This is a genomic window from Streptomyces sp. NPDC051664 (genome assembly GCF_044453545.1).
GTDB lineage: Bacteria > Actinomycetota > Actinomycetes > Streptomycetales > Streptomycetaceae > Streptomyces.
The window spans coordinates 170,747-196,510 of sequence record NZ_JBITCU010000011.1 but is presented as its reverse complement, the minus strand read 5'-3'; the positions used below and the strand labels follow the sequence as shown (position 1 = coordinate 196,510).

The following is a 25,764-nucleotide window of genomic DNA, read 5'->3' as shown; positions in this document are numbered from 1 at the left end:
GCGGTGCGCGGCGATGGGAGACTGTGGGCTGTGAGGAAGCAGATTCGTGAGGGATCAGAGGAACCGCGGCGTTAGCGTGGTCGGTGGCTTCCGTGCAGTCCCGCGCCGGTCCGGTGCGGCTCCCGGGCACGGCAGGCGCGGACGCTGGGGGCGAAGGAAGCGGAACATGCAGGTCGGAGCCAGGTCTTGAGGATTTTGCACACATCGGACTGGCACCTGGGGCGGTCGTTCCACCGGGCCTCCCTGCTCGACGCGCAAGCCGACTGTCTCGATCATCTGGTGGCGACTGTGCGCGAACGCGAGGTCGACGCCGTGGTGGTGGCGGGTGATGTGTACGACAGGGCCGTGCCGCCGCTGTCCGCCGTGGAGCTCTTCGACCGGGCCCTGCACCGGCTCGCCGCCGTCGGGGTACCCACAGTGATGATCTCCGGAAACCATGACTCGGCCCGCAGGCTCGGTGTGGGCGCCGGTCTGATGGGCCGGGCCGGCATCCATCTGCGGACCGACCCCGCGCAGTGCGCCACACCCGTGGTCCTGCGGGACGACCACGGCGACGTCGCGTTCTACGGACTTCCCTACCTCGAACCGGCCCTCGTCAAGGACGTGTTCAAAGCAGAGCGGGCCGGACACGAGGCCGTGCTGACCGCCGCCATGGGCCGCGTCCGCGCCGACCTCGCGGCACGGCCGGACTCCACCCGGTCCGTGGTGCTCGCCCACGCCTTCGTCGCGGGCGGCGCACCCAGCGAAAGCGAACGCGACATCACCGTCGGCGGAGTCGCCGCCGTCCCCGCCGGAGTCTTCGACGGCGTCGACTACACGGCGCTCGGCCACCTGCACGGCAGTCAGGCCGTCAGCGAGCGGGTCCGCTACTCCGGCTCGCCCCTCGCTTACTCCTTCTCCGAGGCGGACCACCGCAAGACCATGTGGCTGATCGACCTCGACGCCACGGGAGCGATCACCGCCGAACGGATCGACTTCCCGGTGCCCCGGCCGCTCGCCCGGCTCCGCGGCCGCCTCGACACGCTTCTCGTCGACCCCGCGCTGGCCCGGCACGAGGAGGCGTGGGTGGAGGCCACTCTCACCGACCCCGTCCGTCCGGACGAGCCGATGGCCCGTCTCATGGCGCGGTTCCCGCACACCCTCAGCCTCGTCCTCGACCCCGAGCGGGCCCCCGAGGATCCGCTCGCCTCGTACGCACAGCGCCTCAAGGGGCGCGACGACCAGCAGATCGCGGAGGACTTCGTGGCGCATGTCCGGGGCGGGAACGGGGCGGACGACCGCGAGCGTACGGTGCTGCGCGGCGCCTTCGACCACGTGCGGGTGGACGACGGCGTGCGCGAGGGGAACCGTTGAGACTCCACGGACTCACCCTCACCGGCTTCGGCCCGTTCGGCACCACCCAAGCCGTCGACTTCGACGCGCTCTCATCTGCCGGACTCTTTCTGCTGCACGGCCCCACCGGAGCCGGGAAGACATCTGTCCTCGACGCCGTCTGCTACGGGCTGTACGGCGCGGTGCCCGGCGCCCGCCAGAGCCCCGGCACCTCGCTGCGCAGCGACCACGCCCCGGCCGGCCTCCCTACCGAAGTGCGGCTGGAACTGACCGTCGGCGGACGGCACCTGGAGATCACCCGGCGCCCCGCCCAGCCCCGCCCCAAGAAGAAGGGCGACGGCTTCACCACCGAGAAGGCCCAGAGCTGGCTGCGCGAGTACGACCCCGAGAACGGCTGGCAGGCACTCAGCCGGTCGCATCAGGAGATCGGTGAGGAGATCACCCAGCTCATCGGGATGAGCCGGGACCAGTTCTGCCAGGTGGTGCTTCTGCCGCAGGGCGACTTCGCACGCTTTCTGCGCGCCGACGCCGAAGCACGCGGCAAACTGCTCGGCAGGCTCTTCGACACCCGCCGCTTCGCGGCCGTCGAGGAACGCCTCACCGAACTGCGCCGTACCGCAGAAACCCAGGTCAAGGCCGGGGACGAACACATTCTCGCGATCGCCCAGCGGATCGCCCAAGCCGCGGGACCGGCGGCCGGCGAGCTGCCCCTGCCGGACGCCCAGCCCGGCGAGCCGGGACTGTCCGACGGCGTACTGGAGTGGTCCGCCGTCGCTCGCAGCGGCGCCCGCGAAAGGCTCGACATCGCTGAGTCCGTCCTGGCCGCGGCCGAAAGCCGACAGGCGGCAGCCCGGCGCGAACTCGACGCCGCGCGCGAACTCGCCAGGCTTCAGCAGCGGTACGAGGAGACGCGGCGCCGCGCCACCGAACTCGAAGCCCGTCGCCCCGACCGCGACGGGCACCAGGCCCGGCTCGAACGTGCCCGCAGAGCAGATCGCGTCGCCCCCGCACTGGAGCTGCGTGACGAAGCGGAACGGGCCTACCGAACGGCGAGCGCTGCCTGCGAGCGCGCCCGCGCCCAGCTGCCGGACACCCTTGTCGACGCCGGTGCGGAACAGCTGGCGGCTCTGGAACGAAGGCTCCGGCAGGAGCTGGGCGGCCTGGACGCCGCGCGTCGGGCCGAGCGGCGCAGCGCGGAGATCGACACCGAGCGGGCCGAACTGGAGCGGCAGGCCCGGGCCGACGACGAACTGATCCTGGAAGCGGCAGGCTGGCTCGCGGGCTGGGAATCCGCCCGCCGCGGCCTTCAGGAACGCATCGAGGCGGCGCAGGAGTCCGCGACCCGCGCCGAACAGCTGGCGGGCCGGCTGGAACCGGCTCGCCGACAGCTGGAAGCGGCACGGCGCCGAGATGTGCTCGCGACGGAGACGGCGGCCGCCGCGGACCGGCTGGCTGCGGCCCGGGAGCGCGCGCTCGGCACCCATGAGACGTGGCTGGAGCTGCGCGAACGGCGGGTGCGGGACATCGCCGCCGAGCTCGCGGCGCAGCTGGTCGACGGCGAGGCCTGCAAGGTGTGCGGGTCGGGCGACCACCCGATTCCGGCCCGCGCCGGTGACGGTCATGTCGACAAGGCGGCCGAGGAGGCCGCTCTCGACACGTACCGGCGGGCCGAGCAGATCCGTACGGAGGCGGACCGGGAGCTCGGAGTCGTACGCGAGAAGCACGCTGCGGCGCGGGCGGCGGCCCGGCCGGCGCTGGCGCGGGGCGCGGGTGCGGCAGGCGGCGTCGAGGCCCGCGTCGCTGGAACCGACGCCGACGACCTGTCCGGTGCCGATACCGGCGCCGCCGCTGCTGATGCGGCCCACGCCGTCACGTCACCGGCCCCCGACCCCACCGTCGCCGAACTCGACGCTTTGGTAACCCGGTTGGCGACCGAGCACGCACAGGCGCACCGCGCCGCCGCCGGCACGCACGCCGCGCGCGAGGCTCTCGCAGCCGCCGAACGCGAGCAGACCGAGCGGCTCGAAGAGCGGCAGTCGGCCGAGCGCCGCGCCGCTGCCCGCATGTCCCGGCGGGAGGGGCTCCACCGCGAACAGACCGTCCTGGAGGCCGAGTTGGTGACCGCCCGTGGGGAGTCCGACAGTGTCGCCGCGCATGCCGCCCGGCTGGAGCGCCGGGTCGCCCTGCTCGCCGACGCCGCGGAGGCGGTGCGCGCCGAGGAAACGGCGGCGCAGCGCAGCAAGGAGGCCGACGGCCGGCTCGCGGACGCCGCGTTCCGGGCCGGTTTCGACACGCCGCAGGCCGCCGTGGCGACCCTGCTCCCGGCTTCCGAGCAGCGCGAACTCCAGCACCTGATCGACGCCTGGCAGGCCGAGGCCGCAGCCGTCGCCGACCGGCTCGCCGAGGTGGAGGCCCGTGCCGCCGCCGAACGCCCACCGGCCGACCCGGGCGCGGCGCAGGCGGCGTACGACGCGGCCGAACGACAGATGAGGGACGCCGCTGCCACGCTCGCCGCCACCCGGGAGCGCTGCACCGAACTCGACCGGCTGTCGCGCCGCGCGGCGGACGAAGTGCGCAGGCTGGGACCGCTGCGCGAGGAGTACGAGCGGGTCGCACGGCTCGCCGGGCTCACCGCCGGAACGTCGGCCGACAACGAACGCAGGATGCGGCTGGAGTCGTACGTGCTCGCCGCCCGGCTCGAACAGGTCGCGGCCGCCGCCACGGCCCGGCTGCAGCGCATGTCGTCGGGCCGCTACACACTGGTCCACTCCGACGCGCGCACCGGAGGCCGCCGGGCCGGCCTCGGGCTGCATGTCGTCGACGCCTGGACCGGCCGAGAGCGTGACACGGCCACGCTCTCCGGCGGCGAGACGTTCTTCGCCTCGCTCGCCCTGGCTCTCGGCCTCGCCGATGTCGTCACCGACGAGGCGGGCGGGGTCCGGCTGGACACCCTCTTCATCGACGAGGGGTTCGGCAGTCTGGACGACCAGACCCTGGACGAGGTGCTCGACGTACTGGACTCGCTGCGCGAGCGGGACCGCAGCGTCGGCATCGTCAGCCATGTCGCCGATCTGCGCCGCCGAATCCCCGCCCAGCTCGAAGTGGTCAAGGAACGGTACGGATCGGCGGTGCGGCACCGGGCCGGCGGCGCGGTCAGCGGCTGATGGCCCGCCGGGGGAGGGGCGAGGAGTAGACGACGCTGGTGGTGACGGAGCCGAGCGCGCCGATCTTTCCCGAGACCCCTTCCAGGTGACTCATCGAGCGGGCGGTGACCTTGAGTACGAAGCAGTCGTCGCCGGTGACATGGTGGGCCTCCACGATCTCGGGTGTGGTGTCGAGGAGATCGTGGAACGGCTTGTAGTTGCCGTTCGGATAGCGCAGCCGTACGAGGGCGAGAATCGGCAGTCCGAGCCGTTCCGGATCCACCACGGCGGCGTAACCACGGATGATGCCCGCCTCCTCCAGCCGGCGCACCCGCTCCGTCACCGCGCTGGGGGACATGGCGACCTCGCGCGCCAGTTCGGCGAAGGTGGCCCGCCCGTCGCGTTGCAGGGCATCGAGGATGCGCCAGTCGGTTGCGTCCGTGGAATAGTCGGTCATGCCGAGCAGACAACAGGGAATTCCCCGGCGAATCAAGCGCGGTGCGGGGGATCTCTTCTTCCCGCAACGGATCACCGGTCGTAGATTTTTGGTCATGACTCCGCAGCTCACCGCCTCCGCCGGTAACCCCGCCCTCCGCGTACCGCCGGCCTCCCCGGCCGCGGCCGCCGCCTACTTCGGTGCCTCGCTCGCCTTCCACGCCGATGTCTCCGACGTCGCCGCCGCGCTCGCGGCCGACGCGGACCCCGGCTTCGTCGTCCTCGACTCCCGGTCGACCGCCTCCTGGGACCAGGGGCACATCCCCGGTGCCGTCCACCTGCCCACCGCGCTCATCGCGGACCAGGCCCGGGACCTCCTCGACCCCGCCGTGCCCGTGGTCACGTACTGCTGGGGCCCCGGTTGCAACGGCGGCGCCCGCGCCGCCCTGGCCCTCGCCGAACTGGGCTACCAGGTCAAGGAGCTGCTCGGCGGATTCGAGTACTGGGCGCGCGAGGGCTTCGAGTTCGAGACCTGGGAAGGGCGTCGGCGGCGCGCCGCCGACCCGCTCACCGCACCGGTCGACTCCGACGACTGCGGCTGCTGAACGACGCAAGCCGTGCGTCCCGACCGGGCTGATGACCATCGCCCGTACGGCCGCCCGGCGGAGACTCACCCCGGCGGCGGGAGGAAGCGGGCGCAAGCCCGTGGCTGACGGCGGCCGGGCCCATGGCACGGGCCCGGGCCCGGCCGCCGTCTCACCGAGTGCGGTCCGAGGTCAGAGCTTCGACAGCTCGTCGACCAGATCGTCCAGACCCAGCGGCCCCTGCGACAGGGCGGCCATGTGCCAGGCCTTGGCGTCGAACGCGTCGCCGTGCGCCTTGCGGGCGTTCTCCCGGCCCAGCAGCCAGGCACGCTCGCCCAGCTTGTAGCCGATGGCCTGCCCCGGCATGGACAGGTAGCGAGTCAGTTCGCTCTCCACGAACTCCGCAGGCCGGCCACTGTGATTGCCGAAGAACTCCTGGCCCAGCTCAGGCGTCCACCGCTCGCCGGGACGGAAGGGGGAGTCCGCCGGGATCTCCAGCTCCGCGTGCATGCCGATGTCCACGATCACCCGGCAGGCGCGCATCATCTGCGCGTCCAGGTAACCGAGGCGGCGCTCGGCGTCGGGCAGGAAGCCCAGCTCGTCCATGAGCCGCTCCGCGTACAGCGCCCAGCCCTCGGCATTGGCGCTGACCATGCCGATCGACGCCTGGTAGCGGGAGAGGCTGTCGGCGACATGCGTCCACTGCGCGATCTGCAGGTGGTGGCCGGGCACGCCCTCGTGGTACCAGGTGGACACCAGGTCGTACACCGGGAAGCGGGTCTCGCCCATGGTGGGCAGCCAGGTGCGGCCGGGACGCGAGAAGTCCTCGGACGGGCCCGTGTAGTAGGGAGCGGCGGCGCCGCCGGGCGGTGCGATCCGGGACTCCACCTTCCGTACCCGCTCGGCGAGTTCGAAGTGCGTACCGTCGAGTGCTTCTATGGCCTCGTCCATCAGGCCCTGCAGCCAGGCCTGGACCTCGTCGACACCCTCGATGTGCTTGCCGTGCACGTCGAGATGGGCCAGTGCCTCCCAGGGACCCGCGCCCGGCAGTACCTTCTCGGCCTCGGTCTTCATCTCGGCGAGCAGCCGGTGGTACTCGGACCAGCCGTACGCGTACGCCTCGTCGAGATCCAGATCGGTGCCGTTGAAATAGCGCGACCAGCGTGCGTACCGCTCGCGGCCCACCGTGTCGGGCGCGCCCTCGATCCCCGGGGCGTACACATCACGCATCCAGTCGCGCAGCGCCACCAAGGACGTCGTGGCCTGCCGGGCGGCGTCGTCCAGATCGGCGCGCAGCGCGTCCGGGCCAGGAGCGACGAAGCTCTGGAAGAACCCCGTTCCGTTGTCGCCGACCCACTCCGTCAGCTGGCCGACAAAGGTGGTGGTGGCCCGCGGACCGCCGTACAGCTTCCGTTCCAGGCCCAGCGCGAGCGAGGTGCGGTACCCCTCCAGGGCCGCGGGAACCGCGCGCAGCCGCTCCACGATCGCGGCCCAGTCCTCGTCGGTCTCGGTCGGCGTCACCGTCAGCACCTCGCGGACGCTGTGCGCCGGGGAATGCAGATTGGAGACGGCGCGCAAGCTCTCGTCGGCCTCATGGACGGCGAGTTCCGCCGTCAGCCGCTCGCGCAGCAGGCGGCCGCAACGGCGCTCGGCATCGCTGTCCGCGCCGGGCAGCTGCTCGGCCGCGTCGAGCTTCACCAGGGTGGTGCGGGCCAGCTCGGCAAGAGCTTCCTGCCCGGCGGGGGAGAAGTCGGGCAGGCGGCTGGAGCTTGCCTCGACGCCGAGGTAGGTGCCTGCGATCGGGTCGAGTTCGATGAATGCGTCGACGTAGTCGTCGGCGACCTGGCGGGGCAGTGCGCTGTGCGTAGTGTCTGACATGCGAACATCCTCGTACGGCCAGGGGGCCCGCGTCACTAGCGATCGGCCTCGACGACCTGTCGCACTTGTGACAGTCCCGATGACCGCACCGGGTCATGGGGACGCGTCGGCCGGACTTGATCGTTCGGTTGCGATGGCCGGTCCCGGCCATTCGGCGCGGTGGCCGGGCCCGGTCATTCGGTCTCCGCGGCCGGTCCGGGCGTTGCGGACGACGGAGGCAGCAGCGGCCCGCAGTCCCACTGCTGGAATATCAGCCGGGTCTCCACCCGGGCCACCTCGCGCCGCGAGGTGAACTCGTCCAGCACCAGCCGCTGCAGATCCGCGGTGTCCGCGACCGCCACATGGACCAGGTAGTCGTCGGGGCCGGTCAGATGGAAGAGTGCGCGGGACTCCGGCAACGCCCTGATCCGTTCGACGAACGGGCCGATGAGCTCCCTGCGGTGCGGCCGTACCTGTACCGAGAGGAGCGCCTCCAGACCGCGGCCCAGCCGGGCCGGGTCGAGACGGAGCTGATGGCCGAGAATCACCCCCGAGCGTCGCAGCCGGGTCACCCGGTCCAGGCAGGTCGACGGTGCGACCCCGACCTCCGTGGCCAGCTCACGGTAGGTGGTCCGGGCATCGTTCTGCAGCAGCCGCAGAATGTGCAGATCTACCGGGTCCAGGACGACAGAATCGGTCATTCGTCGAACGTAGCACGGCACTTCTCCATACTGATCCGGTGAGTGTTCAGAGTGGTGTCATGGACACCGAAGCCTCGATGCTGCCCTCGACGACACCCCGGTCCAGGGCGCTGGCCACCGAAGCAGTACACGCCGGACGCGACGACCTCGCTGCACTCGGCCTGCACGCCCCGCCGATCGATCTGTCCACCACCTACCCCTCGTACGACTCCAGGGGAGAGGCGGAACGGATCGACGCCTTCGCCACCACCGGCGCCAGGCCCGACGGGCCGCCCGTCTACGCCCGGCTCGACAACCCGACCACGGCCCGGTTCGAGACGGCGCTCGCTCGCCTCGAAGGGACCGCGAGCGCCGTGTCGTTCGCCAGTGGAATGGCGGCGCTCACCGCCGTCCTGCTGGCCCGCGCGAGCATGGGGCTGCGCCATGTGGTCGCCGTCCGTCCGCTCTACGGCTGCAGCGACCATCTGCTCGGCGCCGGGCTGCTGGGCACCGAAGTCACCTGGACCGATCCGGCGGGCATCGCGGGAGCCATCCGTGCGGACACAGGTCTGGTGATGGTCGAGACGCCGGCGAACCCGACGCTCGCCGAGGTCGACATCCGCGCGCTCGCGCACTCCTGCGGCTCGGTGCCGCTGCTCGTCGACAACACCTTCGCCACCCCCGTCCTGCAGCGGCCTGTCGAGCGCGGCGCCAGGATCGTCCTGCACAGCGCCACCAAATACCTGGGCGGGCACGGCGATGTGATGGGCGGGGTCGTCGCCTGCGACGAGGAGTTCGCGGCCCGGCTGCGTCAAGTCCGCTTCGCCACCGGCGGGGTGCTGCATCCCATGGCCGGGTATCTGCTGCTGCGCGGGCTCTCCACCCTGCCGGTGCGGGTTCGGGCCGCTTCCACGAGCGCCGCCGAACTGTCCCGCCGGCTGACCGCCGACCCACGCATCGCCCGGGTCCACTACCCGAAGGTGGGCGGAGCGATGGTCTCGTTCGAGGTGTACGGGGATCCGCACCGGGTGATCTCCGCGGTACGGCTCATCACGCCGGCGGTCAGCCTCGGCAGTGTCGACACCCTGATCCAGCATCCGGCCTCCATCAGCCACCGCATCGTGGATGAGGGAGACCGGCAGGCCGCGGGTGTCGGGGACCGGCTGCTCCGTATGTCGGTCGGCCTGGAGGACGTCGAGGACCTGTGGGCCGACCTGTGTCAGGCGCTCAGCGACCCGCCTGCTCGTACGGCGGCAGGGACCGTACCGGAGTGGCTTCCAACCGGGCGGTGATGACGAGCGTGCCCTCCTCGATCTGGTAGTCGAGAGGCAGCGCGAGGGCCCGCATCGCGGCGACCATGCCGGTGTTGGACGCCTGGGTGACCGCGTAGACGCTCTCGCAGCCGGCCTCGATGGCGAGCGTGACCAGACGGCCGAGCAGCTCGGAGCCGATGCCGCGGCGCTGCCAGTCGTCCTCGACGAGGAGGGCGACCTCGGTCTCGTCGCCGTCCCAGAGGAGGTGGCCGAGGGCGACGAGTCGGCCGGAGGCCGTCTGAACGGCCAGGGTGCGGCCGAACCGGGGGCTCAGCAGGTGGTCCAGATAGCGGTCGGCATCACGGACCGGGCCGTGGTACCGCAGCCGCAGTGTCTGATCGGAGCAGCGGTCGTGCATGGCGCGGGCGGCTGACAGATCGCTCTGGTCCGCGCGGCGTACGGTGATCTCGTTGCCCTCGGGCAGCGTGAGCACGTGCTCGCTGCGCGGGACGCGGGGGCCGAGCCGCGCGTCGAGCTCGACCAGGGCGCGGGCCCGGGCGAACTCGGTCGGCGTGAACGGCAGATAGGGACGTTCGATGGTGATCGCACCGCCGGACGGGTCACGCAGCCGCATCACGGTCTCTTCCAGCACCCCCTCGACCGGCGCGGTCTCGCCGGTGGCGCGGCCACTGATCGACACGGCAGGGAGCGAGTGGATGGTGCAGCGGCCGAGCAGCTGACGCAGGGCGAGGGGGAGTTCGGCCGCATCCAGGGCCGTGCGCGTGGCGAGGCCCAGAATCCGCGTCGGGGCATCCACCAGATCGTGCGCGTCGGCACGCTCGATCCAGGTGGAGCTGCCGCCCGCGGCTGAAATGGCCCGGCTCAGCTGCTGCATCTGGAGCGGGGCCGGGGCACGCAGCAGGAACTCGTCGACCGTGCCCTCTGCCAGCGGGTGCGTCTGCAGGGTGAGGATGTCGACCCGGTGCCGGGCGAGCGCGATGCACAGCGCGGCCAGGCTGCCGGGGGTGTCCCGGACAGTGGTACGCATCCGCCACAGCACCGTATCCCCGGCGGAGAGGGCAGGGCCTGTGGCGGTGGGCGCAGCCACCGGAGCGACGGCGCCGGTAGAGGTGCCGATAGGTGTGGCGGCGGCGAGGCGGTCGGTCGAACGGTCCGGGCCCGAGCTGTCGTAGTCGGCGCTCAGGCCGTCGGCGGTCGGTGGCGGCGCGTGGCTGTGCCGCCGTGCCCACCATGTGTGGAACGTGGCCGTTGCGGTCAGCGCCACGGCCGACGCGACCAGCAGATACGGCCCGTCCGGCTGGTGCCCGATCAGGTTGGCGATCGCGTCGGCCACCGCGACCGCGGTGAACAGGGCGGCCAGCTCGATCAGGTCCCGCCGCCAGTGGTGGGGGCGGCGGGCACTCTTCGCAGATGTCACATCAGTCATGGCTCCACTGTGACGGAGCGGTGTTGCCTGATCACGAACGCCTTGTGACTGATGGGTTAAGTGTGGATCTAGTCCCTTATTGCCGGTTTTTGGCTGGTTAATGTCTTGAGTGACTGCGGTTGTGGCGGTCTGTGCGCGGGCTGCGGCAGCTTGTGAACGCTTCGCAGCGGGTGCGGGCAGCGAGTGGCGTGGTGGGGCGGGGCGATCGGGGCCCGCCCCGTTACAACGAGGCGAATCCGGTTACGGGACGATGTCCACGGCCGTCGCCCCCTGCACCCTTCGACCAGGCGGCCTGCGGCCGCACGGGCGGACTGCGCACGCCGATCGGGCTTCGGCAGGTCACGGTCGACGAGAGCCGCCGGCTCCCTGCCGAGCAGCGTGGAGTCCGGGCCGGGCAAGTGCCCGGCCCGAGGACTCCAGGGCGGAAGCAGGCCAAGGCCTGTACTGATCGGGTCTGGCAAAACCGTGGAACCCACCACTGACGATCGGCCCCGGACACCCGTCCGGGGCCTCCGCCCACGTCGGTCAGCGGTGCAGGCTCACTGCCCGACGCGACCCGGCTGCAGAACCTTGCTGAACAGCACCGAACCGCCCTGAGCCCGCAGTCGCACTGTCAACTCGCCGCTGTCACCGTCGATGTCGACCTCGCCGAAGAACTGCGGCGACTCCATCGGCGACACATTCGCCCGGTCGGGCGCCCGCACGAAGACCTGGTCGGGACCGAACGTGCTGTCCAGCGCATTGGCGGGGAAACCACCGGCGGCCAGTGGCCCCGACACGAACTCCCAGAACGGTGCGAAGTCCTTGAACGCCGCGCGCTCGGGGGCGTAATGCTGCGCCGAGGTGTAGTGCACATCGGCCGTCAGCCAGAGTGTGCCGGTGATACGGCGGTGCTTGATGAACCGCAGCAGCTCCGCGATCTGCAGCTCGCGGCCGAGCGGGGCGCCGGGATCGCCCTGGGCCACCGCCTCGAAGTCCGTCGCACCGTCCGTGACGACAAGTCCCAGCGGCATGTCCGCGGCGATCACCTTCCACACCGCGCGGGACCGCGACAGCTCGCGCTTGAGCCAGTCGAGCTGCTCGGCGCCGAGGATGCCCGTGGTGTCGTCGGGCTGCCTACCGGGGGAGTTGGCGTTGCGGAACGACCGCATGTCGAGGACGAACACGTCGAGCAGCGGGCCGTGCCGCACCACCCGGTGCACCCGGCCGTCGCCGGACGATTCGTGCAGCGTGGACACCGGGAAGTACTCGCGGAACGCCCGCATCGAACGCGCGGCCAGGACGTCGACGTTCTTCTCGGTGTACCGGACGTCGTCGAGGATCTGTCCCGGATACCAGTTGTTGCGCACCTCGTGGTCGTCCCACTGGATGATCGACGGCACCTGTGCGTTGAACCTCCTCAGGTTTTCGTCCAGGAGGTTGTAGCGGAAGTTCCCGCGGTACTCGGCGAGCGTCTCGGCGACCTTCGCCTTCTCCTCGGTGGTGACGTTGCGCCAGACCCGGCCGTCGGGCAGCGTCACGCTCGGCTCGATCACCCCGTCCGCGTAGATGTTGTCACCGCTGCAGAGAAAGAAGTCCGGGTCGAGACGGCGCATCTCGTCGTACACCCGGTAGCCGCCGATGTCCGGGTTGATGCCCCAGCCCTGTCCGGCGATGTCGCCGGACCACAGGAAGCGGACCCCGTCGCGGCGTCGGGCGGGCGCGGTACGGAACGTCCCGTACACCGGCTCACCGGTCCGGCGCGGATCGTCCGGGTCCGCGAGCGTCACCCGGTAGTGCACCTGCTCGCCGGCGGGCAGACCGTACAGCGGCGTCGTGCCGGTGAAGTCGGTACCGGAGCCGACCAGCGGCCCGTGCCAGGTACGCGCCCGCCGGAACGACTCCGTCGCCGACGTCTCCACGATCATCCGCGCGGGACGATCCGAACGCACCCAGACGAGGGCGGACGATGGGGTGACATCACCCACCTGAACGCCCCAGGCCGCGCGCGGTCGGCCGGACAGGGCGAAGGCGGGGGCTGCCGTCGCTGTCAAGGGGAGCGTGAGCGCGGCCGAAGCGGCCAGTGAACCGCGCAGCACAGCGCGGCGGTCGGGCGAAGGGATGCGCGGACGGTACGACATGGAGGCGCCTCCGGGGCGGCAGGGCAGAGGTACGGGTGACCGGTCGACGAGCCCCACTTTTGTGCCCGTCGGCGGCGAGCACACCAACCTCAGATGAACAGCGGGCCGCACCACGCGTCGATGTCCCGTCCGTGCAGCTCCCGTTTGGGCGTACTGCGGCGCGCCATGCCGCTCGGTGAAGCCGGTCCGGAGGCCCCTGCCTTTTCAGCGACTGGTGTCGAGGATGACGCGTGCCACGAGCGCCGGATCGTCGTTCATGGGCACATGCCCGCAGCCGGGCAGTCGCACCAGCCGGGCACCGGGGATGGTGTGCTTGGCTCTGATCCCCTGCCGGCGCAGCAGCAGACGGTCGCGACTGCCCCAGGCGACAGTCACCGGCAGCCCCGGCACATCGTCGGTGAACGCGACACTCCGTCCGACGGCGAGCGTCTCGTGGAATCCGGCCGCCTCGCGCAGGGCGACGGTCTCCGAGACGACCGCCTCGGGTGAACGGCGGCCCGGTCGCGCGTAGATGGTGCTCGTCAGTGCGGCACGCCCGGCCGCGCTGCGCGAGAGTCCTTCGATCAAGGGCATCGGCATTGCGAGTGCGCCCTGTCGCATGGCCCGCAGCGTCGCGAACGCGTAGCGCCGCTCGCTCTGCGTCCAGAAACCTGCGGGCGACAGCGCCGTCACCGACCGTACGAGCTTCTCGCGGCCCAGCTCCAGTGCCAGCAGTCCCCCGAGCGAGTTCCCTGCGACATGTGGCCGGTCCACGCCGAGCGCCTCACAGAACGCGCCGAGCACCGGCACCACGCTCCCCAGGTCGTACGGAACACCGTCCGGGAGCGCCGGGGAGACGCCGAAGCCGGGCAGATCCACGGCTATGACATCCCGCTCGGGTGCCAGCGCGGGCAGCACCGGATCCCAGGCCTGGTGGTGGTGTCCGATGCCGTGGAGCAGCAGGAGCGGCTCTCCGGAACCGGTCCGTTCGTACGCCACGGACACGGTCCGCGGACCTCGGGGTGAGTCGACGCTGAACGAGACCGTGCTGGCCATGCTGCTGCTCCCAGGGGTGGGCCGTGCGTGAAGGGCTGGAGTGTCGAGTTCCGGACAGGCTGCGCAAGTGTCGCTGAATGAAGTGATTTAGACACCTCGTCAACAACAATTACCGTTCGGTAGCCGGTAGTTCAAGGGGGCGTGGCAATTCGGGCTGGACACGGCACGGCGCGTCGGCTGGGATGGAGTCGTGACCACCGACACCGTGACCGACGTCTTCGAAGAACACCGCCCCGTCCTCACCGGGGTCGCCTACCGCATGCTCGGCCGGATCGCCGACGCCGAGGACGTGGTGCAGGAGGCGTGGCTGCGCTGGTCGTCCGCGTCGCGCGAGGACGTACGGGAGCCGCGGGCTTTCCTCGTACGGATCGCCACCCGCCTCGCCGTCGACCGGCTGCGGCAGTTGCAGTCGCGGCGCGAGGCGTACGTCGGACCCTGGCTGCCCGAACCGCTCGTGACCGACTTCGGTCCCGCTGTTCCCGACACCGCCGAGCAGGCTGTCCTCGCCGACTCCGTATCGGTCGCCGTGCTCGTCGTCCTCGAATCGCTCTCCCCGCTGGAGCGCGCCGTCTTCGTCCTGCGCGAGGCCTTCGGCTTCCCGTACGGGGAGATCGCCACGACCCTCGACCGGACCGAGGCTGCGGTACGTCAGCTTGCCGGGCGTGCGCGGCGGCATGTGGAGGAGCGCAAGCCGCGTTACGACGTCGATCCGGCCCAGCGCCGTGACCTCACGGAACGGTTTCTCGCCGCGGCGGCGGGCGGCGACATCGAGGAGTTGCTGGCGCTGCTCGCCCCCGATGTGCGTCTGGTCGGCGACAGCGGCGGGAAGTCGAAGGCTCCGCTGCGGATCATCGAGAGCCAGGACAAGGTCGGCCGCTTCCTCCTGGCCGTCGCCCATGTTCAGCCTCCGGACATGGAGATCCGATTCCTGGAACTCAACGGCGGTCCGGCCCTGCTGGTGCTTTCGGGCGGAAAGCCCGATTCCGTCTTCCAGGTCGACATCAGGGACGGCGTCATCCAGTGTGTATATGTCGTCCGCAATCCTGACAAACTCGTCAGCCTGGCTGTCGAATAGCCTGCCCGATCCGACGCCCGCCCCCGACACCCGCCTCGACCGAAGCCCCACGGACCCGCCGGACGTGGGGCTTTGTGCTGCGCGGGCCTCACGGCACCACGAACGTCCTGTGAACGCTCTGCGGCAGGTGCCCGTTTCGCTGCGTGACGGAATAAGGATTGGTCTTGACCAAGGGGGTGTGCCGTCCTATGGTCTCAACGTTAAGACAGGAACCTTTAATAAATAACGTCGCGGAAAAAGACGCTGGGTGATTGCGGAGGACAGGGTGGGGACCACGCAGCTGGAATCGGTACAGGAGCCGAAGTACTGGCACCTCAAGACCGTGCTCAGTGAGGCACTCGACTCGGACTTTGTGGTGGGAGAGATCCTGCCCAACGAGCGTGAGCTCGCTGCCCGGTTCGGCGTCGCACGGGCCACGCTCCGGCAGGCTCTGGAGCAGCTCGAACTCGAAGGCAGGCTGCAGCGCCGCCGTGGCGTCGGGACCACCGTCGCACCGCCGCGCCTGGGCGTAGCCGTCTCGACCGCGCAGCACGACTGGACGGACGGCGGTGCCGGCGAGGCCTGGCAGGCCGTCGACTGCACGACCGCCGTCGCGCCCGCCCCGGTGGTCGCCATGCTCGACGTGGAGAGCGACGAGCCCGTGCACATCGTCCGCCGGATCCGGGTCACCCAGGGACAGTCTGTCGCGGCGGAGCTCCTGTACGTGCCGTCGTCGTCAGTGCCCGAACTGTCGGCGATCGAGAGTCCGTCGGGTCCCACCCGCGCCCGCAATGTCGTGCGTGAACTGCACCGTCTCGGTCTGGACGGCCAGGACCGTTCGGTGGAGCTCGGTTCGGCCCGTGCGGACGACGCCAAGGAACTCGACCGCCTCCCCGGCGCACCCGTCCTCGTCGTCACCACCCGCTACCTCGCCGCAGGAGGCACGGCCGCTGTCTCCGTCGCCACCTATCGGGCTGACACCTGTCGGCTCACCTTCGGCGCCTCGGGTGACCTGGAAATCAGTCACCCCGGCCAGGAGCGCAAGGCTTCCTGAGACCGGTCGGCCCCGCCGGCTCCGCACATGAACGCGCGGCCCGTCGCACTCAGCGGCGGGCCGTCACCGTGCCCTCCACCGCGAACAGCTGCTCCTCGACATGGTCGAGTGCCAGGCGCAGCGCGCCGGTGGCCACGGCCGCCTCGCCGAGCAGCGACAGCGCGACCCGTGGCGGCCGGAGACAGTAGCGGGCCAGTTCGCCGCGGAGCGGATCAAGGACGCCGTCCAGTCCCGCGGCCCAGCCGCCGACGACCACCAGCTCCGGGTCGAGCGCCAGCACCAGCGCCGCCACATCATGCACCAGGCGCTGGATGAAGCGGTCGACCGCCGCCATCGCCCGCACGTCACCGTGGCGAGCCTGCGCGAACACCGCGGCGACCGCCTGCTCGTCCAACGGGTCCAGCGGCGTGTCCGTCGTCGACAGCAGCTTCTCCGGAGTGACTTCGCGACCCAGCAGATGCAGCGCGCCGATCTCGCCCGCGGCCCCACCGAAACCGCGGTGCAGCCGACCGCCGATCAGCGAACCGGCTCCCGGACTCAGCCCCGCAAGGACGAACACGATGTCGTCGGACTCGGTGGCCGCGCCCTTCCAGTGCTCCGCCACGGCCGCTGCGTTGGCGTCGTTCTCCACCAGGACCGGACATCGGAAGGAGCGCCGCAGCCGCTCACCGAGCGCGAGACCGGTCCAGTCCGGCAGCGCCGTGCCCAGCCGTACCGTCCCGTCGGCCTCCACGATGCCCGGGCTGCCCACCCCGACCGCACGCAGACTGCTCCGGGCCACCCCGGTACGCCGCAGGAGATCGGCGACCACGGCCCTGACCCGGTCGAGCCGGTCATCCGCGCCGGCGGTCTCCGACACCTCGCGTGAACCGGCACCGATGATCCGGCCGTCCAGCCCGGACAGCAGCGCGGAGACGCGGTGCGGACCGATCTCGATGCCGAGCAGATGCCCTGCCTCTGCGCGGAACCGGAACCGGCGGGCCGGCCTGCCCTGACGCCTGGCTTCACCCTCGTCGGGTGTCGCTTCGACGACCAGCCCGGCCTCGAAAAGCCCCTCGACGACGCCTTCCACCGTGGGCCGGGACAGACCCGTGATCCGGGTCAGGTCGGTGAGCGTGGGGGAGTGGGCACCCCTGAGAGCATGGAGCACCACCGCGGAATTGATCCGTCGCAGCAGCGACGGGTCCCCACCGGTCAGCCGGCCCACGGTGATTCCTTCCAGCTCGTGCGCATGTCAGGCGGATCGTACTCGCTGCCCGGAGGCAGGGCGACCGTGGGCCGCGACGGGTTCCGGGCGGGGACGGCGTCAGCTCGGAGCCACGAAGCCGGACTCGTACGCGGCGATCACCGCTTGGGTCCGATCCCTGGCCCCCAACTTGGCCAGCACCGCGCTGACATGGGTCTTCACTGTCTCGACGCCGACCACGAGCTTGGCGGCGATCTCCGCATTCGACAGACCCCGGGCCATCAACCGGAGCACCGCAGCCTCGCGCTCCGTGAGCGATGCCCGCTTCATGACGGCCTTCGCCTTGCTCGTCCCGTACTCGGCGGCCAGCTGCCGGACCGCGGCCGGGAACAGCAGGGACTCCCCCTCGGCGACCAGGCGCACCGCATGCACGATCTCCGCGGGCCGGGCGCGCTTGAGCAGAAAGCCGTCCGCCCCGGCGCGCAGCGCCTCGTACACGTACTCGTCGTTCTCGAATGTCGTCACCACCAGGATCTTCGGCGGATCAGGCACCGTGCGCAGCACCACCCGGGTCGCCTCGATGCCGTCCATCAAGGGCATCCGCACGTCCATCGCCACCACATCGGGGCGCAACTTGTGCACCAGCGGGATCACTGCTGCGCCGTCGGCCGCCTCGCCCACCACCTCGATATCGGGCTGAGCCTCAAGGACCGCGCGCAGCCCCGCGCGTACGAGAGGTTCGTCGTCGACCAGAAGAACGGTGACCGGCATCCGGTCAGCCTAGGCGGTCCAGCGGGAGGCTTGCGTGCACCCGCCACTCACCGTCGTACGGGCCGGTCTTGGCCTTTCCGCCCAGGAGCGCGGCCCGTTCACGTATTCCCCGCAGTCCGCTCCCGCCCCCGGACGGGCCTGCCGATCCGGTGAGTGGATTCGCCACCTCCAGCTCAAGCCAGCCGTCCGCCACCGTGATGCGTACCCGTACGGGGACGGTCCCGGAGTGGCGCAACACATTGGTGAGAGCCTCCTGCAGGATCCGGTAGCCCTCGCGCGACACCGGCCCTGGCACCAGCTCCACCGGACCGGACATCTCGGCATCGACCTTCGCCCCCGAACCGCGCGCCGACTCCAGCAGCCGGTCCGCCTCGGCAAGCGTCGGCCGCTGACTCACCGGTGCGTCCGATTCGCGCAGTACCCGCAGTACCCTCTCCAGATCGTCCAGCGCATCCCGGCCGGTCTCCTCGATCGCGGCCAGTGCCCGCTCGGTGAATTCAGGGTCCTTCGCCGCCCGCGCCGCGCCCGCCTGGACGACCGCGACGGTCAAGGCATGCCCGATCGAGTCGTGCAGCTCGCGCGCGATGCGATTGCGCTCCAGCAACTGCTCGGTGCGCTCCTCCAGCGCGGTCAGCCGCTCCACCGGCGACTGGCTGAGCAGCCACCGCGCAGCGGCCGTGACCAGCTCGCCGCACTCCACCATGACGGCCAGCAGCACCAACAGCGGGACCGGCACGAACACGATGTACCACGAGCGCGGCTCCACCCAGCGGAAGAGCCAATCGCCGCTCGGGCCCGCATCGGTCACGGTGAGCACAAGGTCAACCGCCGTCGCGGGCAGCCACACCGTCGCGAACGTCGCCACGCCGGAGAGCAACAACCGCACTTCCAGCCAGGCCACGGTCCGCCAGCGGTCCGCCCAGGTCACCGCGGACGCGGCAGAGATCGATGCGTCGGGACTGCCCCGCTCGTCAGGTGTGAGCAACAACTGCGCCTGGACGCCCTCGGCGAGCCGCATGGCGGGCAGCAGTCCCACCGGCACGGCGAAGACCATCGGCGCCCACGGTGTATCGGGGGAGATGAACAGCCACACGCTGACGATCGCGGTCGGAATGAGCAGATGCAGCCAGCGGGTGTAGGTGACAGAGTCGGTCAGCGGACGGAGAAAGCGGCGCATGCTGCCATCGTGTCAGTGACCCCCGGCGCGGCGGCTCCCCCGAGCGAGGGAGACGATCCCCTCCTGCGGGGGAGGCCAGGAGCTGGGCGCGGCCGCCAGGCTGAGGACATGACCAGCATCGACGTCCATGAGCTCACCAAGGAATACGGGGCCACTCGCGCCGTGGACCGCCTCACGTTCAGCGTGCGACCCGGCCGGGTCACCGGCTTCCTCGGCCCCAACGGCGCCGGCAAATCCACCACCATGAGACTTGTCCTGGGTCTGGACCGGCCGACGGGCGGCACGGCCATGATCGGTGGCCGGGCCTACGCCACGCTCGACGATCCGCTGCGCCGGGTGGGCGCGCTGCTCGACGCCCAGGCCGCCCACGGCTCGCGGACCGCGCGGAACCATCTGCTGGCTCTCGCCACCAGCAACCGCATAGCTCCCACCAGGGTCGAAGAAGTATTGGAGGAGGCGGGGCTCGGCCGGGTCGGCGGTCATCGGATCAAGACGTTCTCGCTCGGCATGCGACAGCGTCTCGGTATCGCGGCCGCATTGCTCGGCGACCCGGAAGTCGTGATGCTGGACGAGCCGTCGAACGGGCTGGACCCGGAAGGCATCGTCTGGATCCGCGAACTGATGAAGCGGCTGGCCCGCGAGGGCCGCACGGTTCTGGTCTCCAGCCACCTGATGAACGAGACGTCGTCGTTCGCCGACCACCTCGTGGTCCTCGGCCGGGGCAGACTCCTCGTCGACCTGCCGATGCAGGAGTTCCTCGACTCCCGCAGCCGCCCACGTGTGCGCGTACGGACGACCGAGTCCAGCCGACTCCGTGACGTGCTGACGCGCAAGGGATACGCGTTGTCGCAGGGCGACGACGGGCGCTGGACCGTCGAAGGGGCCAAGGCGGTGGACATCGGTCCCATAGCCGCCTTCGAAGGCATTCCCATCCTTGAACTCGCCGATGAGCAGGCGACCTTGGAGCAGGCGTATCTCGATCTCACCGTCGACGCGACGGAATTCGCGTCCGCAGCAGCCTCACCCACCACTCGTCAGGAGGCCTGACCATGTCGACCCTCGCAGTGCTCCGATCCGAGTGGATCAAGATCAGATCGGTGCGGTCCGTGGCCGGCTCCCTGACCGCGGTCTTTCTGGCGACACTCGCCGTGACTGTGCTCGCGTTCGCCACCGTCGGCCAGGCCGAGGCGGACAACCCGGATTCCGATCCGGTCTTCGGCGCCTTCTACGCGCTGAACTTCGGCCAGATCGCAGCCATCAGCTTCGGCGCGACCGCGCTCTCCTCGGAGTACCTGAACGGTGCCCTGCGGGTATCGCTTGCCGCAGTGCCGCGCCGTGACCTCTTCTACGCAGCCAAAATGACCCTCGTCGGTGCACTCGCCCTGGTCATAGGGCTCGTCACCAGCTTCACCGCTTTCCTGGTGGGGCAGTTGTTCATGGGGAAGTACGCGATCGGTCTGGGGGAACCCGGAGCCCTGCGAGCTGCTCTCGGCGGAGGGATATATCTGGCCCTGATGGCTCTACTCGCAGCCGGCCTGACGGCTCTGTTGCGCAGCGCTGTCGCCGTCCTCAGTCTGCTCATCCCGTTCATCCTGATCGTCTCCTTCGTGGTCGGAGACATCGCGGGCGGCGTCGCGCAATATCTGCCCGACCGGGCTGGGCAGTTGGTGCTGCAACAGAGTCCGGAGGGGAGCCTCGGGCCGTGGACGGGGCTCGCGGTCACAGCGGCCTGGGCGGGCGCCGCGCTGCTGACGGGCTGGTGGGCGATGCGGCGCAGGGACGCCTGAGGGCCGGACTGCCCACTGTCGGAGCCCTGGTGGGGTGCGGCGTCGCGAGGCGGCTGAAACTCCCTCAAGGCTCAGGCCAGGGAAGTGATTGTCAGTGCCGGACGGTTTACTGGCGGTATGACGACCGCACATCGCCTCCGCCTCATCGACGGGATGCGCGCCCGGGACTTCCCCGCGGAGCGCATCCAGTCGGGCTCAGGAGCCAGCGGGCCCGGTTACCACATGGTGTCCTTGCACGCGGACGACGAGCACTGGGATGACGACGAGGCAGGGCGTCTGGAGCACCGGGCACAGTGTCTCGCGGAGCACGACGCACTGCTGACACTGCTCGCGGGGCGCTGGGGTGAGCCGCAGATGATCAGTCTGTGGAGTGCGCAGGAGCGGATGACGGCAGGCGAGGAGATACCGGAGCCCTGGACCGATCCGGTCGCCGGATGTGAATTCCTGCAACTCTGGCGCATCGAGGACCGGTGGGTTGCGATGGGACTCCATCTGGAGGAGGAGGGCCCCGGCTGCGAACTGAGCGTCCTGGTGACGGAGATCGATCCGCCCTGACCGGCGACGGTGCCCATCCCGGTCCGAGCGGTGCGAGCGATTCCAGGGGGCTGAATCGTCAGAGCGGTTCTATTCTCAGCTTGAATGAAGGGGACTGGCCGAGTCGACGGCCGCGCGGAGGCGCCCGTACTCCTCGGCCATGGTCTGAGCGGTCCAATGGGCGTTCAGACCGCTGGGGTTGGGCAGGGCCCAGACCCGAGCACCGCCGATCGTCCTGTCCTGCGGGCCGATCTGCGCGCGTCGGTCACCGAAGGCGGTCCGGTAGGCCGTGACGCCCACGACGGCGAGCCACTGAGGTCGCAGCCGCTCGACCTTGGCCGCCAGGATGACACCGCCCGCGCGGAACTCCTCGGCCGCCAGTTCGTCGGCGCGCGCTGTGGCGCGGGCCACCACATTGGTGATGCCCAGGCCGTGGTCCAGCAGCTCGTTCTGTTCCGATGGCTTCAACTGGCGGGGGGTGAAGCCCGACAGGTGGAGCACCGGCCAGAAGCGGTTGCCGGGGCGGGCGAAATGATGCCCCGTGGCGGCGGTCATCAGGCTCGGGTTGATTCCGCAGAACAACACACGCAGGCCACCCGCGACCACATCGGGAACGGTGCGGTCGCGGGCGGCCTGGAGCTCTTCGGGCGTCATGCGGTTGTGGTTTCGGCCGTCAGAGGATGGAGCCCGGCGTGTATCCGGCGGCCTCCGGGTGCTGCTTGGTGATCTCCTCGATCCGGGCGACGAGCGCGGTGACCTGGTCGGCCGCCGCTCCTGTGAAGGAGAGCTTGTCGGCCATCAGGGCGTCGAGCTGGGCGCGGTCCAGCGGGATGCGGTCGTCGGCAGCCAGCTTGTCCAGCAGCTGATTGCGCTCCGTGCCCTGCTCGCGCATGGCCAGCGCGGAGGCGACCGCGTTCTCCTTGATCGCCTCGTGCGCGACCTCGCGGCCGACGCCGGCGCGGACGGCGCCCATCAGCACCTTGGTCGTGGCGAGGAACGGCAGGTACCGGTCCAGTTCGCGGGCCACGACCGCGGGGAACGCCCCGAACTCGTCGAGCACCGTGAGGAAGGTTTCCAGCAGACCGTCGAATGCGAAGAAGGCGTCCGGGAGTGCCACCCGGCGGACCACGGAGCAGGACACATCGCCCTCGTTCCACTGGTCGCCCGCCAGCTCACCGGTCATCGAGGCGTAGCCGCGGAGGATCACCATCAGACCGTTGACACGCTCGCAGGACCGGGTGTTCATCTTGTGCGGCATCGCGGACGAGCCGACCTGACCCGGCTTGAAGCCCTCGGTGACCAGCTCGTGCCCGGCCATCAGCCGGATGGTCTTCGCGACGGACGAGGGTGCGGCGGCCAGCTGCACCAGCGCGGTCACCACGTCGTAGTCGAGCGAGCGGGGATAGACCTGGCCGACGGAGGTGAAGGCCTGCCCGAAGCCGAGGTGGCCGGCGATGCGCTGTTCCAGCTCGCCGAGCTTCGCGGCGTCGCCGCCCAGCAGGTCGAGCATGTCCTGCGCCGTGCCGACGGGGCCCTTGATGCCGCGCAGCGGGTAGCGGCCCAGCAGGTCCTCAAGCCGTCCGTACGCCACGAGCAGCTCGTCCGCGGCGGTGGCGAAGCGCTTCCCGAGGGTGGTCGCCTGGGCGGCGACATTGTGGGAACGACCGGCGATGACCAGCTCGCTGTACTCACCGGCCAGCCTGCCGAGCCGGGCCAGGACGGCCACCGTGCGGTCACGCATCAGCTCGAGCGAGAGCCGGATCTGCAACTGCTCGACGTTCTCGGTGAGGTCGCGGGACGTCATGCCCTTGTGGACCTGCTCGTGCCCGGCGAGAGCGTTGAACTCTTCGATCCGTGCCTTCACGTCGTGCCGGGTGACCTTCTCACGTTCGGCGATGGACGCCAGGTCGACCTGGTCGAGGACCCGCTCGTAGTCGGCGAGGGCGGCGTCGGGCACCTCGATCCCGAGGTCCTGCTGAGCGCGCAGCACCGCCAGCCACAGCTGGCGCTCCAGCTTCACCTTCTGCTCGGGGGACCAGAGGACGGCCAGCTCGGTGGAGGCATAGCGGCCGGCCAGGACATTGGGGATGCGAGGCTTCGCAGACACAGCAGTCACGTGTCCAGATTCTACTGGCGGTTTCTGCAGGCCAGCGCCGCGGCCCGGTTTGTGGCTTGCTACGAACGCGGTCTCTCGTGCGAGGGAAGCCGCCCGGTCCTCGGCTCCAGGTCTTTCGGTATGGCTCAGCATGCTCTGCAGCCCGTGTTCACCCGGGTTGCCGGCCGTCGGCTTCAGGAAACCGCGGTCCGCCCCCTGCGGAGGCCGTACGCAGCCGCACCGAGCAGCGCCACCGCTGCGCCCGACAGCACCGACGGCACGGGGAGGGTGACAGCGAGGACCAGGCAGCCGGCCAGACCGAGAACCGGAACCGCGCGCAATGGGCGGCCCTCGGCCGGTGTGAGGGTAAGGGCGGCCGCGTTGGCGATGGCGTAGTACAAAAGCACGCCGAAGGAGGAGAACCCGATCGCGCCGCGGACATCGCCGGTGGCTGCGACGAGGGCGGCGACCGCGCCCACGGCGACTTCGGCGCGGTGCGGGACGGCGAAACGGGGATGGACGGCGGCCAGTACGTGCGGCAGGTGGCGGTCGCGGGCCATCGCCAGCGTCGTACGGGAGACCCCGAGCAGCAGTGCGAGCAGCGAACCGAGCGCGGCCACCGCCGCACCTGCGCGGACCACCGGCACCAGCCCGGGGGCGCCGGCGGCACGGACCGCCTCCGCCAGTGGTGCTGCGGCATCGGCCAACCGGGCGGCCCCGAGGACCGACAGCACCGCCACGTCGACGGCCGCGTACACGATCAGGGTGATCCCGAGAGCCACGGGGATGGCTCGTGGGATCGTGCGAGCCGGGTCCTGGACCTCCTCGCCCAGCGTGGCGATGCGGGCATATCCGGCGAAGGCGAAGAACAGCAGCCCAGCGGCCTGCAGCACTCCGCTCACCGTGGCGTCGGAACCCGGTGCCAGTCGGGACGCCTGGACGACGCCGCCGGTGAGGCACGCGGTGACGACGGCGGCGAGGACCGCGAGGACCACGGCCACGATCACCCTGGTCAGCCATGCGGACTTCTGGACCCCCAGACAGTTCACGGCAGTGAGCGCCACCACCGCGCCGACCGCCACCGCATGGGCCTGCCCCGGCCAGGCGTAGGCGCCGACGGTCAGGGCCATGGCCGCACAGGAGGCCGTCTTTCCGACGACGAAACTCCAGCCTGCCAGGTAGCCCCAGAATTCGCCCAGGCGCTCACGCCCGTAGACGTACGTGCCGCCGGAGGACGGATAGCGGGCCGCGAGCCGCGCCGACGAGGTGGCATTGCAGTACGCCACGACCGCGGCCACCGCCAGACCGATCAGGAGCCCCGAACCTGCCGCGCGGGCGGCCGGAGCGAGTGCGGCGAAGACACCTGCTCCGATCATCGAGCCCAGGCCGATGACCACCGCATCGAAGACCCCCAGGCGGCGCCTCAATCCGTTGCCGCCCCTACCGCTGTTCACACCACCGCCCGCGGCACCGGCCATCGCATCCACCCCGCGCTTCTCCCTTGCCTCACCTGCAGCGCTGTTCCGGCACACCGTACAGAGAGAAGGTGACGAGACGGTGGCCGTCTGCCGCACCACATGACCGGAGCCCCCGGGGCCAGGCCGAGGGGCTCCGGTGTCTGTGTCCGGTGCGGGACCGGGGAGTTACGGGGCCGGAGTCAGTCCGATCCGGATCCCGGTGGAGGAACCGAGCGCCGACACCCCGTAGTAGAGACCGGTGTCCGGCTTGATTCCCGAGGTGCTGGTGTTGTCGATCTGCACGATCGTGCCGTTGGCGTCCTCGCCGTCTGCGCCGATCGCGATGTCCGCCCGGCTGTAGCCGGAGAGGTCGGTGAGGGACACGGACGAGCCGAGGCGGTCGTCGGGTTCGGTGGCGCCGGGGATGCCCGTCGTGCCCTGGCTGTATCCGACGGCCCCGGTGCCGGTGGGGCCGGTGGCGGAACCGCGGATCAGGAAGACCTGGCCGGCGCTGCTCTCGTTCACGCCGCTGCGGGTGATGTCCTCGCCCGGTGCGCCGGTGAGAATGTCGCCGTACCCGTCGAGGTCGACATCGCCGATGGAGACGGACGCCCCCATGTCGTCGCCGGTCATCGGTCTGTACGCATGCGACGTGCGCGGGCTCAAATGTCCCACCCCTCAGAGAAGTTTGCTCAAGACGCACCCGTCACACGGGTCGGCGAAGTGTGCTGTGAGTCACATGACTTGGCGGGCTCTTGAGGCT

At 70.7% G+C, this 25,764-nt stretch carries 22 protein-coding genes; 9 read left to right on the top strand and 13 right to left on the bottom strand.

From position 1 onward, the window contains the following. Window positions 1-186 precede the first annotated feature (186 nt). Both ACIA8E_RS22070 and ACIA8E_RS22065 read left to right on the top strand, forming a co-directional pair. Window positions 187-1,353, top strand: a complete 1,167-nt coding sequence (locus ACIA8E_RS22070; protein WP_399300818.1) for an exonuclease SbcCD subunit D — start codon at window positions 187-189, stop codon at window positions 1,351-1,353. Further along, window positions 1,350-4,496 (top strand): AAA family ATPase, encoded by a 3,147-nt coding sequence (locus ACIA8E_RS22065; protein WP_399300816.1) that lies wholly within the window; start codon window positions 1,350-1,352, stop codon window positions 4,494-4,496. The genes ACIA8E_RS22070 and ACIA8E_RS22065 overlap by 4 nt, the downstream gene beginning before the upstream one ends. Here ACIA8E_RS22065 and ACIA8E_RS22060 read toward each other — a convergent pair. After that, window positions 4,486-4,932 (bottom strand): Lrp/AsnC family transcriptional regulator, encoded by a 447-nt coding sequence (locus ACIA8E_RS22060; RefSeq protein ID WP_330243744.1) that lies wholly within the window; start codon window positions 4,930-4,932, stop codon window positions 4,486-4,488. The genes ACIA8E_RS22065 and ACIA8E_RS22060 overlap by 11 nt on opposite strands. Before the next feature lie 88 nt (window positions 4,933-5,020). Here ACIA8E_RS22060 and ACIA8E_RS22055 point away from each other — a divergent pair, with 88 nt between their 5' ends. Next, the gene (locus ACIA8E_RS22055; RefSeq protein WP_399300814.1) at window positions 5,021-5,515 is read left to right on the top strand and encodes a rhodanese-like domain-containing protein; all 495 of its coding nucleotides are present in this window, start codon (window positions 5,021-5,023) and stop codon (window positions 5,513-5,515) included. Between the two features lie 171 nt (window positions 5,516-5,686). Here ACIA8E_RS22055 and ACIA8E_RS22050 read toward each other — a convergent pair whose 3' ends face one another. Then, window positions 5,687-7,372 carry a DUF885 domain-containing protein gene (locus ACIA8E_RS22050; RefSeq protein WP_399300812.1) on the bottom strand — a complete coding sequence of 562 codons (1,686 nt, stop codon included), beginning with the start codon at window positions 7,370-7,372 and terminating at the stop codon, window positions 5,687-5,689. Between the two features lie 173 nt (window positions 7,373-7,545). Then, window positions 7,546-8,052 carry an Lrp/AsnC family transcriptional regulator gene (locus tag ACIA8E_RS22045; RefSeq protein ID WP_399300810.1) on the bottom strand — a complete coding sequence of 169 codons (507 nt, stop codon included), beginning with the start codon at window positions 8,050-8,052 and terminating at the stop codon, window positions 7,546-7,548. A gap of 59 nt (window positions 8,053-8,111) precedes the next feature. On the opposite strand from ACIA8E_RS22045, the gene ACIA8E_RS22040 reads away from it, so the two are divergent. Beyond that, window positions 8,112-9,323: a trans-sulfuration enzyme family protein gene (locus ACIA8E_RS22040; protein WP_399300808.1), complete on the top strand. Its 1,212-nt coding sequence runs from the start codon at window positions 8,112-8,114 to the stop codon at window positions 9,321-9,323. Here ACIA8E_RS22040 and ACIA8E_RS22035 read toward each other — a convergent pair. The 3 genes from ACIA8E_RS22035 to ACIA8E_RS22025 all read right to left on the bottom strand — a co-directional run bounded on the left by ACIA8E_RS22035 (window position 9,259) and on the right by ACIA8E_RS22025 (window position 13,886). Further along, entirely contained in the window at window positions 9,259-10,722 is a 1,464-nt protein-coding gene (locus ACIA8E_RS22035) for a GNAT family N-acetyltransferase (protein WP_399300946.1), read from the bottom strand. The two genes, ACIA8E_RS22040 and ACIA8E_RS22035, sit on opposite strands and share 65 nt — an antisense overlap. Window positions 10,723-11,270: 548 nt before the next feature. Beyond that, a complete protein-coding gene (locus ACIA8E_RS22030) occupies window positions 11,271-12,851 on the bottom strand; it encodes an alkaline phosphatase D family protein (RefSeq protein WP_399300807.1) in 1,581 nt (526 codons plus the stop codon). A gap of 204 nt (window positions 12,852-13,055) precedes the next feature. After that, a complete protein-coding gene (locus ACIA8E_RS22025) occupies window positions 13,056-13,886 on the bottom strand; it encodes an alpha/beta fold hydrolase (RefSeq protein WP_399300805.1) in 831 nt (276 codons plus the stop codon). A gap of 190 nt (window positions 13,887-14,076) precedes the next feature. Between ACIA8E_RS22025 and ACIA8E_RS22020 the strand changes: the two genes are divergently transcribed. Beyond that, window positions 14,077-14,961, top strand: coding sequence for an RNA polymerase sigma-70 factor (locus ACIA8E_RS22020; protein WP_399300803.1), 885 nt, complete (start codon window positions 14,077-14,079; stop codon window positions 14,959-14,961). Between the two features lie 265 nt (window positions 14,962-15,226). Continuing rightward, the gene (locus ACIA8E_RS22015) at window positions 15,227-15,994 is read left to right on the top strand and encodes a GntR family transcriptional regulator (protein ID WP_399300801.1); all 768 of its coding nucleotides are present in this window, start codon (window positions 15,227-15,229) and stop codon (window positions 15,992-15,994) included. 49 nt (window positions 15,995-16,043) lie between these two features. On the opposite strand, the gene ACIA8E_RS22010 is transcribed toward ACIA8E_RS22015, so the two are convergent. From ACIA8E_RS22010 to ACIA8E_RS22000, 3 genes are all read right to left on the bottom strand, one after another. Beyond that, window positions 16,044-17,201: an ROK family transcriptional regulator gene (locus tag ACIA8E_RS22010; RefSeq protein WP_399300798.1), complete on the bottom strand. Its 1,158-nt coding sequence runs from the start codon at window positions 17,199-17,201 to the stop codon at window positions 16,044-16,046. A gap of 99 nt (window positions 17,202-17,300) precedes the next feature. Next, window positions 17,301-17,951, bottom strand: a complete 651-nt coding sequence (locus ACIA8E_RS22005) for a response regulator transcription factor (protein WP_326602344.1) — start codon at window positions 17,949-17,951, stop codon at window positions 17,301-17,303. 4 nt (window positions 17,952-17,955) lie between these two features. Beyond that, window positions 17,956-19,128, bottom strand: a complete 1,173-nt coding sequence (locus ACIA8E_RS22000) for a sensor histidine kinase (RefSeq protein WP_399300795.1) — start codon at window positions 19,126-19,128, stop codon at window positions 17,956-17,958. 108 nt (window positions 19,129-19,236) lie between these two features. On the opposite strand from ACIA8E_RS22000, the gene ACIA8E_RS21995 reads away from it, so the two are divergent. From ACIA8E_RS21995 to ACIA8E_RS21985, 3 genes are all read left to right on the top strand, one after another. Continuing rightward, window positions 19,237-20,175 carry an ABC transporter ATP-binding protein gene (locus ACIA8E_RS21995; RefSeq protein ID WP_399300793.1) on the top strand — a complete coding sequence of 313 codons (939 nt, stop codon included), beginning with the start codon at window positions 19,237-19,239 and terminating at the stop codon, window positions 20,173-20,175. 2 nt (window positions 20,176-20,177) lie between these two features. After that, on the top strand, window positions 20,178-20,915 hold the full coding sequence (locus ACIA8E_RS21990) for an ABC transporter permease (protein WP_399300791.1): 738 nt from the start codon (window positions 20,178-20,180) through the stop codon (window positions 20,913-20,915). A gap of 117 nt (window positions 20,916-21,032) precedes the next feature. Continuing rightward, on the top strand, window positions 21,033-21,470 hold the full coding sequence (locus ACIA8E_RS21985; RefSeq protein WP_399300789.1) for a hypothetical protein: 438 nt from the start codon (window positions 21,033-21,035) through the stop codon (window positions 21,468-21,470). 75 nt (window positions 21,471-21,545) lie between these two features. Here the strand turns inward: ACIA8E_RS21985 and mug are convergent, their stop codons facing one another. From mug to ACIA8E_RS21965, 4 genes are all read right to left on the bottom strand, one after another. Further along, window positions 21,546-22,103 (bottom strand): G/U mismatch-specific DNA glycosylase, encoded by a 558-nt coding sequence (mug, locus tag ACIA8E_RS21980; protein ID WP_399300786.1) that lies wholly within the window; start codon window positions 22,101-22,103, stop codon window positions 21,546-21,548. 19 nt (window positions 22,104-22,122) lie between these two features. Next, the gene (purB, locus tag ACIA8E_RS21975) at window positions 22,123-23,565 is read right to left on the bottom strand and encodes an adenylosuccinate lyase (protein ID WP_399300783.1); all 1,443 of its coding nucleotides are present in this window, start codon (window positions 23,563-23,565) and stop codon (window positions 22,123-22,125) included. Window positions 23,566-23,738: 173 nt separating this feature from the next. After that, window positions 23,739-25,022, bottom strand: a complete 1,284-nt coding sequence (locus ACIA8E_RS21970) for an APC family permease (RefSeq protein ID WP_399300944.1) — start codon at window positions 25,020-25,022, stop codon at window positions 23,739-23,741. Window positions 25,023-25,187: 165 nt separating this feature from the next. Next, a complete protein-coding gene (locus tag ACIA8E_RS21965; RefSeq protein WP_399300780.1) occupies window positions 25,188-25,634 on the bottom strand; it encodes an FG-GAP repeat protein in 447 nt (148 codons plus the stop codon). Window positions 25,635-25,764: the final 130 nt, after the last annotated feature.